Below are 14,431 nucleotides of genomic sequence, written 5' to 3' on the forward strand. Positions count from 1 at the left end.
CAGCTATGATATAATTAAACTATATATAAATTTGAGAGGATTGTGTTTTTTGTGCCAGTAAATGATTTAATTTCAGGAATGAATGATAAACAAAAAGAAGCAGTATTATGTACCGAAGGTCCTCTATTGATAATGGCCGGTGCAGGTAGTGGTAAGACCCGTGTCTTAACCCATCGCATTGCTTACTTAATCGAAGAAAAAAACGTATTGCCATGGAATATCCTAGCAATTACCTTTACCAATAAAGCAGCTCGTGAAATGAAAGAACGTGTTTCTAACCTACTAGATTACGGTGGAAACGACGTTTGGATTTCAACTTTCCATGCTCTATGTGTCAGAATTTTAAGAAGACACATCGATAAGATTGGTTTTAACCGTGCATTTACCATTGCCGGTAGTAGTGAACAAAGAACCTTGGTAAAGAGAATTCTAAAGGACTTCGATATTGATCCTAAGAAGAACGACCCAAGAGCAATTCTTTCAGCTATTTCAAACGCTAAAAATGATTTATTAGACCCAATTCAATACAGTGAATCAATTGACCATAACAGTCCATTTGAAGAAACTGTATCAAAGGTTTATGAAGAATACCAAAAACGTCTTCACGGAAACCAAGCATTGGACTTTGATGATTTAATCATGTTAACCATCCAATTGTTTGAATCTGACAAGGAAACATTGGAATACTATCAAAACAAATTCCAATACATTCACGTTGATGAATACCAAGATACCAACGAAGCTCAATACAAACTAGTTACTATGCTTGCTAAGAAGTACAGAAACATCTGTGTTGTTGGGGATTCTGACCAAAGTATCTACGGTTGGCGTGGTGCCAACATGAACAACATCTTGAACTTCCAAGATGACTACAACGATGCTCACACAACATTACTTGAACAAAACTACCGTTCAACTAAGAACATCTTAAGTGCTGCTAACGACGTTATTCAAAACAACGTTGCTAGAAAGGCTAAGAACCTTTGGACCGAAAACAAAGAAGGGGACAAGGTTTCATACTACCGTGGACAAAGCGAAATTGATGAAGCACGTTTCGCAGTTACCCAAATTCAAAAGATTATGGATGAAAAGCATTACTCATACAATGATTTTGCTATCCTATACCGTACCAACGCTCAATCACGTATCATTGAAGAAACACTTCTAAAATCAAACATTCCATACAACATTGTTGGTGGACACAAGTTCTACGACCGAAAGGAAATCCAAGACATCTTGGCTTACCTAACATTAGTCGCTAACCCAAGTGATTCAATGAGTTTGGAACGAATCATCAATGAACCTAAACGTGGAATTGGGGCATCAAGTGTTGATAAACTAAGAATTTTCTCCGGTGAAAACGGTTGGTCAATGCTAGAAGCTGCTAAGAATGTTGATTTAAATAACACACTTTCAAGTCGTGCTAGAAACTCAATTGCTGACTTTGCCAACGTAATGACTAAGATTCAAAAGGTTGCCAAAGAAGGTAGCGTAACTGATGTTGCCCAACACGTATTGGATGACACTGGTTACCTAGCTGAACTAAAGAAGACCAACTCACTTGAAAACAAGGCACGAATTGAAAATATTGAAGAATTTATTTCAGTAACTCAACAATTCGATACCAACAGAAGTGAAGAAGAAAACGAAGATGGTAACGAACCATTAACCGACTTCTTAGCAGATCTAGCCTTAGTTTCCGCACAAGACGACGTCGAAGAAAACGCTCCACAAGTTACCTTAATGACACTTCATGCTGCCAAGGGACTAGAATTCCCAGTCGTATTCTTAATGGGAATGGAAGAAGGAATCTTCCCACTAGGTCGTTCAATGGAAAACGAAAAGGAACTAGAAGAAGAACGTCGTTTAGCATACGTGGGAATTACCCGTGCGCAAGAAAAACTATTCTTAACTAACGCGTTCTCAAGAATGTTATATGGTCGTCGTCAAACTAATCCTGAATCTCGTTTTGTAAACGAAATTTCACCAGAATTGATTGAATCAGAAAACAACTTCGCACAAAGCAGTACTGTAAAGACACCATTTGATTCAAACAGAAGCCAACGTAATGCGCGTTTTGCTCAACAACGTGCTTACAAGCAACCAGCTAAGAAGGTTCAAAAACCTGAAGGAACTGGTGCTGACAAGAAGGCATGGACCGTTGGTGACAAAGTTGAACACAAGGCCTGGGGAACAGGTACTGTTGTTAAAGTTAACGGTACTGGCGAAGATATGGAACTAGATATCGCATTCCCAGACAAGGGATTAAAGAGACTATTAGCTGCATTCGCACCAATTCAAAAAGTTCAATAGAGGTGAGCTAATTGACTGATCAAAGTAACGATATTCAAACTGAATACAATAAATTAAAAGACCAACTAAAGACCTGGAGTCGTCAATACTATCAAGAAGATAGTCCAAGTGTAGAAGATCATGTTTATGATATGAGCTACCGTCGACTTCAAGAAATCGAAGCTAGTCATCCTGATTTAATCGCTATTGATTCACCAACTCAAAACGTTGGGGGCCAAACCTTACCTGGTTTCAACAAGGTCAACCATGAAATTCCGATGCTTTCTTTAGGGGATGTCTTCTCTGAAGAAGAACTAAAGGACTTCATCGACCGATTAGATAAGAACTTTCCAGAAATCACCGAGTACAACTGTGAATTAAAGATTGATGGTTTAGCAATTTCACTTCGCTATGAAAACGGGATTTTAGTTCAAGGTTCAACTCGTGGAAACGGAACAATTGGTGAAGATATCACCAACAACCTAAAGACGATTGAATCAATTCCACAAAAGCTAACTCGTCCAATCGATATCGAGGTGCGTGGTGAATGCTACATGCCTAAGTCATCTTTTGTGAAACTAAATGAACAACGTGAAAAAGATGGTGAATCAGTTTTCGCCAATCCACGTAATGCGGCAGCCGGAAGTCTAAGACAATTAGACTCAAAGGTTACCGCTCATCGTAAGCTAAGTACCTTCATGTACAACGTTGCAAACTACGATGATCTAGAAACTAATACCCAAGCAGGATTATTGGAAGAACTTAAGGATTTAGGTTTCACCATTAATCCCACATACCGTGTGATTAAAAACATGGACGATGTTCATGACTACATCGAATATTACACACAACGTCGTGATGAACTAAGCTATGGTATCGATGGAATTGTTATTAAGGAAAATGACTTATCCTTACAAGAACAAATCGGAACCACTGTGAAGGTGCCAAAGTGGGCGATTGCTTACAAGTTCCCACCAGAAGAAGTTGAAACTAAACTACTAGATATCGAATGGACGGTCGGTAGAACCGGTGTTGTTACACCAACTGCCATCATGAACGAAGTTCAATTAGCTGGTACCAAGGTTTCCAAGGCATCATTGCACAACCCCGATTACCTAGAAGAAAAGGGTGTCCGCATTGGTGACACTGTGAAATTGCACAAGGCCGGAGATATCATTCCAGAAATTTCTGAATATATCCCAAGCAAACGGCCAGCTGACAGTGAAGAATATGTCATTCCAACCACTTGTCCATCATGTGGTGATAAGCTAGTTCACTTGGATGATGAAGTTGCTTTGAGATGTATTAATCCAAAGTGTCCAGCTCAATTAAGTGAACAAATCAATCACTTTGCTTCCAGAAATGCGATGAACATTGATGGATTGGGTCCAAGAATTGTCCAACAACTATTCGATCGTCACATGTTAGATGATGCGGCTAGTTTGTACAAACTAACTCAAGAAGAACTTGAAACCCTAGATAAGTTTGGTAGCAAGTCCGCAACGAACTTGTTATCTGCAATTGATAATAGCCGTAGTAATTCCGTTGAAAGATTACTATTTGGTCTAGGAATCAGACACGTCGGTGCTAAGGCTGCTAGAATTATCTCAGAACACTTCGGTAATATGGATAAGCTAATGGAAGCCAGTGCCGAAGACATTGCTGAGATTAACGGAATGGGTCAAACAATCGCTGATAGCATTGTGACTTACTTCGAAAATCCTGAAGCACAAAAACTAATTGATGAATTCAAATCAGTTGGCGTGAACATGCAATATCTAGGAGCTACACAAGAGGATATTGAGATTTCTGATTCACCAGTTGCTGGAAAGACAATGGTCTTAACCGGAAAGCTTTCAGAATGGACACGTCCAAAGGCCAGCGAATGGTTGGAAAACCACGGTGCAAAGGTTACCGGAAGCGTTTCTAAGAAGACTGATGTTTTAATCGTCGGTGAAGATGCCGGAAGTAAGTTAACAAAGGCCCAAAGCCTCGGCGTAGATGTATGGACCGAACAAGATTTTATTGCTGTAGTTAATGAAACTAAGTAATTTGTGGAGGAAAGCAAGTTGAAAAAATTAAACGTTTTATTTGTAGCACTACTAAGTGCATTAGTGTTAGCAGCCTGTGGAAGCAACGATAACAGTAGCAGTTCATCTGGTACTCAAGTTATTTCCCAAACTAATAGCAATTATTATCAAGGTGTAATTAAGAATGGTCACTATTTAACAAGTAAATCCAGAGGGGTTTCTGTTCAACAAAATGACAACCAATTGAACCTAAAAGGGTTTGAAAATGGTTTACTAAGTATCTCAAAGGATCAATTCCCAACAGATACATACATCCTACAAGAAGGCCAATACATCGACACTAGTACTGCTGAAGATTGGTTGGGTCGTAAGAGTAAGAACAACCCTGATGGTTTAAACCCAGCAGGTAGTGATACTAAGGAACCACTTTACTTACAACAAATGGATGAACAAGATTTCATGGAACAAAGTCATGGCTCTCTAAAGATTAAGGGAATGACTGTTGGTCTTGGAATTAACTCCGTTTACTACTACCGTAAGGAAGCTTATGGTGCCGTTTACCAGAAGAAATTAAGCGATAGTGATATTGAAAAACAAGGTAAGGAAATTGCCGACAAGGTATTACAACGTCTAAGACAAAAGAAGGACCTAAAGAACATTCCAATCGTGATTGCTTTATACAAACAAGCATCTAACGATAGTCTAGTCGGTGGTAACTTCTACTCATATTCAGTTAACAAGGCTGGATCAACCAGTGTTGATAACTGGAAGTCACTAAACATTAAGAACTATGTCCTACCAGATAGTTCAACTAGTGAAGTTAACAGTAATGACGAAGACGCTTTTGAAAACTTCAAGAACCAAGTACAAAAGTTCTTCCCTAACTTAAGTGGTGTTACCGCTCAAGCTCATTACGTTGATGGAAGTTTGCGTGGTCTACACGTTAACATCACCACTCAATTTTATGGTCAAAGTGAAATCATCAGTTTCACTCAATACGTAGCTTCTACAGCTAAGAAGTACTTACCAAACAACATTCCAATTGATATCCAAGTTAGTTCTTCAGAAGGAATTCAAAGTTTCCTATCAAGAAAAACTGGATCAAAGAATTTCTATACTCACGTTTTTACCAGTTACTAATGTGAATGTGTTAAAATACTGATAGCAGTATTATCAAATATATATAAGAAAGAGGGAACAACGATGTCTGAAAAAATTAGTAAAGAGACAGTAAGTCACGTTGCATCATTGGCTAAGCTAGAATTAACCGATGAACAACTACCATACTTTACTGACCAATTAGGTAGTATCATGGGAATTTTTGATTCCTTAAATGATGTAGATACTAGCAATGTCGAACCAACATTTAGTGTTACAGATCAAATTAACGTTATGAGAGAAGATGTTGCTGATAATTGGGGACAAAGGGATGCATTACTAGATAATGCACCAGACGTTTCCGACGGATTAATTAGAACACCTACAATCATTGATGAAAGCGGGGACTAGTGAAGATGGACTATTTAGGAAAAGATATTTTTAGCATTCACGAAAGCCTAGTTAATGGTGATATTACCGCCGAAGAATTAACAAGACAAACAATTGAAAATGCTAAGAAGAACGATGAAGATATTAACGCTTTCGTCGTTTTCGATGAAGAAAATGCAATTAAGCAAGCCCAAGAAATTGATAAGGCCGGAATTGACCCAGATAACGTATTATCAGGTATTCCAGTTGCAATGAAAGATAACATGTTAACCAAAGGTGTATTAACATCTGCAGGTTCAAAGATGCTATCAAACTTCAAACCAATCATTGATGGTACAGCCGTTGCTAAGATGAAAGAAGCAGGCACTATCAACATTGGTAAGACCAACATGGATGAATTTGCCATGGGTGGTTCAACTGAAACTTCATTCCATGGTAAGACTAAGAACCCATGGAACTTAGACAAGGTACCTGGTGGATCATCAGGTGGTGCCGCTGCTGCAGTTGCTGCAGGGGATGTCTTAGTATCACTAGGTTCAGATACCGGTGGTTCAATCAGACAACCAGCATCATTTAATGGTATCGTTGGTATGAAACCAACATACGGTCGTGTATCTAGATGGGGATTAATTGCATTCGCATCAAGTTTAGACCAAATCGGTCCATTGACTAGAACTGTTAAGGACAACGCCGTAGTTCTAAATGCCATTGCCGGTAAAGATGAACATGATATGACAAGTTCAAACAAGGAAGTTCCTGACTTTACTGCAAACATCGATAAGGGTGTTAAAGGTATGAAGATTGCTTTACCTAAGGAATACTTAGGTGAAGGTGTTGATAAGGATGTTCAAGATGCTATTTTAGCCGCTGCTGACAAGTACCGTGAATTAGGTGCAACTGTTGAAGAAGTATCTCTTCCAAACAGTAAGTACGGTGTAGCAGCTTACTACATCATTGCTCCTTCAGAAGCATCATCAAACTTACAACGTTTCGATGGTATTCGTTATGGTTACAGAGCGCAAGATGCTAATAACCTAGAAGAACTATACGTTAAGAGTCGTTCACAAGGTTTTGGTGACGAAGTTAAGCGTCGTATCATGGTTGGTACTTACTCACTATCAGCTGGTTTCTTTGATGCTTACTTCAAGAAGGCCGCTGAAGTTCGTACTTTAATCATTGACGACTTCAAGAAGGTTTTCCAAGATTACGATGTAATCTTAACTCCAACAGCTCCTACTCCAGCTTACAGCTTGAAGGATGAAAAAGACCCAATCACTATGTACATGAATGATATTTTAACCATTCCTGTTAACATGGCAGGTCTTCCAGGAATGTCAGTTCCTGCAGGTTTCTCAGACGGACTACCAATTGGTATGCAATTAATCGGTAAGCCATTTGATGAATCAACTCTATACCAAGCTGCTTACGCTTTCGAACAAAACACTGATTTCCATAAGCAAGATCCAAAGATGGGGGGAGCACAATAATGAACTTTGAAACTACAATTGGACTAGAAGTCCACGTTGAATTAAAGACTAACTCTAAGATTTTCAGTCCATCTCCCGTACAATACGGGGTTGACCCTAACTTAAACACCAACGTAATTGATTGGGGATACCCAGGGGTATTACCATCAACCAACAAAGGTGTTGTTAAATCAGGTATTATGGCTGCTTTAGCACTACACGCTGAAGTTGAAAAGCACCCTCACTTTGATCGTAAGAACTACTTCTACCCAGATAATCCAAAGGCTTACCAAATCACACAAAAGGATACTCCTGATGCGCATGATGGTTGGATTGAAATCGAAGTAGACGGTAAGAAGAAGAAAATCGGTATCGAAGAAATGCACATTGAAGAAGATGCCGGTAAGAATACCCACGGAAACAAGTTCTCTTACGTTGACTTGAACCGTCAAGGGACTCCACTTATCGAAATTGTTTCAAAACCAGATATCGCTTCACCTGATGAAGCATATGCTTACCTAGAAGCTTTACGTGAAAGAATCCTATTTACAGGAATTTCTGACGTTAAGATGGAAGAAGGTTCAATGCGTGTGGACGTTAACGTTTCAATCCGCCCATACGGTCAAAAAGAATTCGGTACTAAGGTCGAATTAAAGAACTTGAACTCATTTAACTACGTAAGAAAAGGTCTTGCATACGAAGAAAAACGTCAACAACGTGTAATCATGGCTGGTGGCGAAATTCAACAAGAAACTAGACGTTTCGATGAAACAACTGGTAAGACTGTCCTAATGCGTGTTAAGGAAGGTGCGGATGATTACAGATACTTCCCAGAACCTGACCTACCAGCACTAGACATAACAGATGCATGGATCAACGAAATTAACGATTCAATGCCTGAAATGCCAGCTAGTCGTCGTCAACGTTACGTTAACGACTTTGGTTTGAAGGACTACGATGCAATGGTTCTTACTCAAACTAAGGAAATGGCTGACTTCTTCGACGCCATGATTAAATTAGGTGCAGATCCTAAGATGGCATCTAACTACCTACAAGTTAACGTTAACGCTTACTTGAATGATGAACAAAAAGACCTATCTGAAACTGAAATTACACCAGAAAACTTAGCTACAATGATTAAGCTAATTGAAGACGGCACTATTTCATCTAAGATGGCTAAGAAAGTCTTCAAGGGTATTACTGAAGGTAAAGAACCTAAGAAGTTCGTTGAAGACAACGGAATGGTTCAATTATCAGACCCAGCACAATTACAACCAATTATTGATGAAGTGCTATCAAACAACCCACAATCTGTGGAAGACTTCCATAATGGTAAAGACCGTGCTATTGGTTTCTTAGTTGGTCAAATTATGAAACAAACTCGTGGTAAAGCTAACCCACAAGTTGTTAACAAGTTATTAATGGCATCCATTAATAAATAAAGTTTAGGAGAATTTGGAAATGCAAAAAAGGGCACGTGTAATATACAATCCAACATCTGGCCGTGAGGCTTTGAAACGCAACCTGATTGATATTCTCGCTGTTTTCGAAGAAGCTGGTTATGAAACTAGTGCATACGCAACCACTCCTAAACCTAACTCAGCACGCGATGAAGCCAAGAGAGCATCATTAGATGGTTTTGACTTGATCGTAGCTGCTGGTGGGGATGGAACTATTAACGAAGTAGTTAATGGGATTGCACCACTAGAAAAACGTCCTAAGCTAGCAATTATTCCAGCTGGGACTACCAATGACTTTGCCCGTGCATTGCATATTCCAAGAGAAAATCCAATTGAGGCGGCCAAAGTTGTTTTGAAAGGTCAAACTTTCAACATGGACATTGGTAAAGCTGGAGAAAAATACTTCATGAATATCGCTGGTGGAGGTTTGTTAACCGAATTAACCTACGATGTTCCTTCAGATTTAAAGACCATTTTTGGTTACTTGGCTTATCTAGTTCGTGGAGCTGAATTGCTTCCAAGAATTAAGCCAATTGAAATGGATCTTGAATATGATGGTGGAGAATTCAAAGGTAAAGCTTCAATGTTTTTACTTGCTATGACTAACTCAATCGGTGGCTTGGAACAAATCGTTCCTGACGCCAAGTTAGATGATGGTAAGTTTACAATGATTATTGTTAAGACCAGTAACATCGTTGAAATTGTTCAACTACTTGCTAAAGTCTTAAGTGGTGGTCGCCATATCAATGACCCTCGAATCATTTACAAGAAGACCAGCAAGTTAGTCGCTAATCCTGTCGAAGACAAGATGCAAATTAACTTGGATGGTGAATATGGTGGCGACGCACCAATGACGTTTATTGACTTAAAGCAACACATCGAAATGTTTGCTAATGTCGATGAAATGCCAAAGAAGTCTATCAGTTTTGATGCTGAAAAGGCCGAAAGAGAATTCGTCGATAAAGTTGATAAATTATCATAGTAGAATTTAAAAACGAAAAGTTTTGTTGTATGATTATTTTAGAAGATTACAACAAAACTTTTTTGTTTAGAAAAAGGGGTAAATATGAAATTTAAAGCACCAGTTACAAAGAACGAAGAATATGAAGTCGATATTGTCGACTTGACTTACCAAGGCTTGGGAGTAGCCAAGATTGAGGATTATCCTTTGTTTATTGAAGACACTCTTCCAGGCGAAAAAGCTTTGATTAAGGTAATCAAAGTTAACCAAAACTTTGGTTTCGCAAAGTTAGAAAAGTTACTAACTAAATCACCAGATCGTGTAGAAAACATCGACAGAAACTACACTCGTACAGGAATCGCTCCATTACAACATCTAAAATACGATGCACAATTGGAATTCAAACAACACCAAATCCAAGAACTTTTCGATAAGTCCAAGATGGATGTTGAAGTATTGCCAACTATTGGGATGGATAACCCAACTCATTACAGAAATAAGGCCCAAATTCCAGTTCGCTCAATTAATGGAAAACTACAAACTGGTTTCTTCCGTAAGCATTCACACGACCTAGTAACCATTGAAGATTTCTACATCCAAGATCCTGAAATCGACAAGTCTATCGTAGTAGTTAGAGACATCCTACGTAAGTACCACATCGAACCATACAATGAAACTAAGCACAGTGGTGTGATTAGAAACATCATGGTTAGAAGAGGTCACTACACTAACGAAATGATGATTGGTTTGATTACTCGTACCAAGAAGATTCCTATGGTTGATATCATTGTTCGTGAAATCAAGGAAGCCTTACCAGAAGTAACAAGTATCATGCAAAACATCAACTTGTCAGATGGTAATGGATTGTTAGGAAAGAGTACTGTTTGCCTAGATGGTAAGAAGTACATCGAAGACAAGTTACTTGGATTGAAGTTCGCTATTTCATTGAACTCATTCTATCAAGTTAACCCGGAACAAACTGAAAAGCTTTACTCTCTAGCAATTGAAAAGGCACAACTAGATGGTACTCAAACAGTGATCGATGCTTACTGTGGTATCGGTACTATCTCACTAGCCGTTGCTGAACATGCTAAGAAGGTTTACGGTGTGGAAATCGTTAAGGAAGCCATCGAAGATGCTAAGATTAACGCTCAAAAGAACCACATCAACAACACTACTTTCGTAACCGGTAGTGCTGAAGATCAAATGGAAAAATGGCAATCACAAGGATTAAAGCCAGATGTTATCATGGTTGATCCTCCACGTAAGGGACTTGCATCATCATTCATCGACAGTGCTGCTCAAGTAGCACCTAAGAAGATTGTTTATGTATCATGTAACCCATCAACATTAGTACGTGATGCTCGTCGTTTAGCTGAATACGGTTATGAAATTACTCAACCAGTTCAACCAGTTGACCAATTCCCACAAACTGTTCACGTTGAATCAGTTACTGTATTTGAAAAGAAATAGGTAAGAAAAAAGACACCCTGCGACAGGGTGTCTTTTTATTTCTCATTAACTGACATTGTTAACAGTTAAGCTAAGCTTTATAATTAAACTTATAATAAAAAACATGGAGGCATTTTCTTATGTCTAAAACTAAGCAGGATATTGAAGAAGAAAAGGCAATGATAGAAGCCCTAAAAGTTATGCAAACTCTCGGAGGGAAAATGACCCGAAAAGAAATTAGGGGTGAAATTAGAGATAATTCTGATGTATTTTCTGAAGACGAAGTCGACAAAGTAAAGGTTTCAAAAAAATCTGGTGCTAAATATCATCCTTTCCAATACCTATTTAATCATGCGGTTAAGAAGTTAATAAAATCAGGTTATTTTATAACTGAAGATAATAGAGTTTTAGAATTATCTGAAAGTGGAAGAACTGTTGACTTGAATAACTTTTCCAGAAGTAGGGATGTATTGCCATTTTTGAATGATGATAAGAAATCGAAGGCTAAGGTTGATGAAATTGTTGATGATCTTGATGATTCAGTAGATAATGAACCTTGGAGAGACCAATTATTGAATGCATTGGTAAGTATGAGCCCACAAAAGTTTGAACTATTTAGCCGAGGCTTATTAAAGCAAATGGGGGTCGATATCGATGATGAAATTGGCATCCAATATGTTGCTGACGGTGGATTAGATGGATTTGGATACATTACATCTGACGACTTTAGAACTACTAGAGTTGCACTACAATCTAAAAGATGGGAAAACAAGGTTTCAACACCTGAAATTGATAAGTTTAGAGGCGCAATGGATAAATATAATGCGGAGTTTGGTATTTTTATTACCACCTCAGACTTTACAAGAGAAGCAATTAAAGTCGCTAGACAAGGAACAAGAGTGATTACTTTAATTAATGGTGATAAGATATGTGACCTTGTTGCTAAATACCAATATTATGTTCAACCTGTTACTACATATAAACTTGGTAGCTTTTACACTGATAAAGATTAATTAATAAAGACACCCCTTCAGGTGTCTTTTTTTGCACTTCCCACATTTTAGGTATATATTACTTTTTATTAAAAACATAAAAAAATTAAATATAAAAGTAGGCGAAAAATTATGCGTATTAATATTATTCAACATACTCCAAACGAACGACCAGGTTCGATTTTGGATTGGGCACATGACAGGGGACATGATGTTTACATTTACCATCCATACCAATTTGGTATCCTACCAAAGGTAGATGAAACAGATATGTTAGTTATCATGGGTGGTCCAATGAGTGTTAACGATGATATTGATTGGATTGAGTTCGAACGAGACATCATTAGAGAACTTGCTGAAAAAGACGTTCCTATCTATGGTGCCTGTTTTGGTGCGCAACAAATTGCTAAAACATTCGGTGCCAAGATTACCACTTCAACAGCTAAGGAAGTGGGATGGGCACCAGTATACTTAAGATCCGAACGCATTCCTGGAATTTACAACAAGCTTACTGCAATGCACTGGCATGGTGAAATGTTTGAAATTCCCAAGAACGGTGAATTATTATTCTCAAGTGATTTGGTGGAAAACCAAGGATTCATCATTGGCAACAGAATTGTTGGTTTACAATTCCACTTTGAATTAGGTACTGACGAAGTTAGAGAAATTGTTACCAACGACAATAAATACGTCGAAGGATCTGTTTTAAATCAAACAAATGAAGACATCTTAGCTAGACCAGTACCAAAAGAAAACAAACAAGTGATGTATGCAATCTTAGATTACATTACAAAATAAAAATTATAATATGAAGTAGTATGTCATATTAAACCTCTAAAATTGATTTTGAAATTATAGAAAGAGGTATTGTTAATATGGCAAACCCAATTACTTTTATTGAAATTACTTCAAACAATTCAAAAGAAATGGTAGATTTTTATCAAAACGTTTTTGGATGGAATGTTTATCCACCTGCTGGTGAGATGGAATATCGAGTAATGGACCCAAAAAGTCCTAACCATATGCTAGCGGCAATTGCAGATCCTTACTCAAAAGATAAAGAAGAATGGGTCGCTTTCTACATTGGTGTTGAAAGTGTTGATGACACTATTGATGAAGTTTTAAATAATGGTGGCAGTGTCGTTGTACCTAAGTTCACAACTGACACTGGTTTTACTCAAGCACTAGTAAAAGATAATAAGGGGCATGTTTTAGGAATCCAAGAACAACAATAGCAAAAAGGAGATGGGATTCCATCTCCTTTTTTATAAGGAGGAGCTAGTTTGCAACAAACTGAAAGAATCATCAAAATCTGGTTATATATTTATATGCATCGTCAATTCACCACGAATGAGTTGTCCAAACACTTTGATGTTTCCACTAGGACTATTTTTCGGGACCTAGAGACGCTTTCATCTTTAAGTGTGCCCATTTATGCCGAAAAAGGGAAAAATGGCGGATATCGCGTTTTAGATAGTATAAAACTTCCGCCGATTTCTTTTTCATCAGAAGAAGCAAAAGCAATACTATTCTCCTTGCAAATGTTAAACAAAGTAATTGAAACACCTTTTTCTACAACTTCAGAACAAATTCAATTAAAAATCAAAGACTGGTTTGAAAAATACGATGTTGAAGAAGACATGGGGGTTAAATTTATCTATCCGAATCGTGGATTAAAGGTAAAAAATATAAAACAAATATATGATTATGTTGGCAAAAAAATGTTAATCATGGTTAGTTATAAAAATGAAGAAAAAAAGCTAATACCGATTGGTCTATACGCATGGAATGGATTTTGGTATATGGTAGGATATGATATCAATGATGGGACATATCCAAATGTTAGAGTTGATCAGATTACGGTTTTAAATGAATATCCTGGATATAAAATACCGACCGATATCATGTCATTTAATGAGTGGTATCAAAAAGGATTAGATGATGATGAATGGATAAAGATAAAAATAATCGTTAATAAAAGGAATAAAGACGATATTACTAATCATTGGTTATACAATGGTATATATTCTAAATATGACAAGGGAAAACTAATGTTAAAGGCATCATTTCCAAAAAGTCATACAAAGTACGTTATTTCTGATATTTTGCGTCTAGGAGTAAACGCAAAAGTTATATCGCCAAGTAGCATTGTTGAAAATGTCAAAAGCGAAATTAAAAAGATGAATCATTTATATAAATAAAAAGCATTCTGACCTGAACCCCTAAAATTGGAGGATGGTTATGCAATTTTCTGGGAGGAATTGTTCCGGTATTCAACCGGTGACATTCC

At 37.6% G+C, this 14,431-nt stretch carries 12 protein-coding genes; all 12 read left to right on the forward strand.

From position 1 onward, the window contains the following. Positions 1-51: 51 nt before the first annotated feature. The 12 genes from pcrA to J3U50_RS01610 all read left to right on the forward strand — a co-directional run bounded on the left by pcrA (position 52) and on the right by J3U50_RS01610 (position 14,342). Positions 52-2,313 carry a DNA helicase PcrA gene (gene pcrA / locus J3U50_RS01555; protein WP_301945431.1) on the forward strand — a complete coding sequence of 754 codons (2,262 nt, stop codon included), beginning with the start codon at positions 52-54 and terminating at the stop codon, positions 2,311-2,313. A gap of 11 nt (positions 2,314-2,324) precedes the next feature. Beyond that, the gene (gene ligA, locus J3U50_RS01560) at positions 2,325-4,343 is read left to right on the forward strand and encodes an NAD-dependent DNA ligase LigA (RefSeq protein ID WP_301945432.1); all 2,019 of its coding nucleotides are present in this window, start codon (positions 2,325-2,327) and stop codon (positions 4,341-4,343) included. 18 nt (positions 4,344-4,361) lie between these two features. Continuing rightward, positions 4,362-5,462: a CamS family sex pheromone protein gene (locus J3U50_RS01565; protein ID WP_263526016.1), complete on the forward strand. Its 1,101-nt coding sequence runs from the start codon at positions 4,362-4,364 to the stop codon at positions 5,460-5,462. A gap of 63 nt (positions 5,463-5,525) precedes the next feature. Beyond that, positions 5,526-5,831: an Asp-tRNA(Asn)/Glu-tRNA(Gln) amidotransferase subunit GatC gene (gatC, locus tag J3U50_RS01570; protein ID WP_034531556.1), complete on the forward strand. Its 306-nt coding sequence runs from the start codon at positions 5,526-5,528 to the stop codon at positions 5,829-5,831. A 5-nt stretch (positions 5,832-5,836) separates the two neighbouring features. Beyond that, positions 5,837-7,297, forward strand: a complete 1,461-nt coding sequence (gene gatA, locus J3U50_RS01575; RefSeq protein ID WP_301945433.1) for an Asp-tRNA(Asn)/Glu-tRNA(Gln) amidotransferase subunit GatA — start codon at positions 5,837-5,839, stop codon at positions 7,295-7,297. Continuing rightward, positions 7,297-8,718, forward strand: a complete 1,422-nt coding sequence (gene gatB, locus J3U50_RS01580) for an Asp-tRNA(Asn)/Glu-tRNA(Gln) amidotransferase subunit GatB (RefSeq protein WP_034531560.1) — start codon at positions 7,297-7,299, stop codon at positions 8,716-8,718. The genes gatA and gatB overlap by 1 nt, the downstream gene beginning before the upstream one ends. Before the next feature lie 19 nt (positions 8,719-8,737). Continuing rightward, positions 8,738-9,718: a diacylglycerol kinase gene (locus tag J3U50_RS01585; RefSeq protein ID WP_054608309.1), complete on the forward strand. Its 981-nt coding sequence runs from the start codon at positions 8,738-8,740 to the stop codon at positions 9,716-9,718. Positions 9,719-9,802: 84 nt separating this feature from the next. Next, positions 9,803-11,170, forward strand: coding sequence for a 23S rRNA (uracil(1939)-C(5))-methyltransferase RlmD (rlmD, locus tag J3U50_RS01590; protein ID WP_301945434.1), 1,368 nt, complete (start codon positions 9,803-9,805; stop codon positions 11,168-11,170). Positions 11,171-11,289: 119 nt separating this feature from the next. Beyond that, a complete protein-coding gene (locus J3U50_RS01595) occupies positions 11,290-12,162 on the forward strand; it encodes a restriction endonuclease (protein WP_301945435.1) in 873 nt (290 codons plus the stop codon). A gap of 111 nt (positions 12,163-12,273) precedes the next feature. Beyond that, entirely contained in the window at positions 12,274-12,939 is a 666-nt protein-coding gene (locus J3U50_RS01600) for a type 1 glutamine amidotransferase (RefSeq protein ID WP_301945436.1), read from the forward strand. Between the two features lie 77 nt (positions 12,940-13,016). After that, the gene (locus tag J3U50_RS01605; protein WP_301945437.1) at positions 13,017-13,376 is read left to right on the forward strand and encodes a VOC family protein; all 360 of its coding nucleotides are present in this window, start codon (positions 13,017-13,019) and stop codon (positions 13,374-13,376) included. A 48-nt stretch (positions 13,377-13,424) separates the two neighbouring features. Then, on the forward strand, positions 13,425-14,342 hold the full coding sequence (locus tag J3U50_RS01610; RefSeq protein WP_301945438.1) for a YafY family protein: 918 nt from the start codon (positions 13,425-13,427) through the stop codon (positions 14,340-14,342). The last annotated feature ends 89 nt before the right edge of the window (positions 14,343-14,431 follow it).

It is taken from the genome of Lactobacillus sp. B3795 (genome assembly GCF_026535805.1).
In the GTDB taxonomy this organism is placed as follows: Bacteria; Bacillota; Bacilli; order Lactobacillales; family Lactobacillaceae; genus Apilactobacillus; species Apilactobacillus kunkeei_C.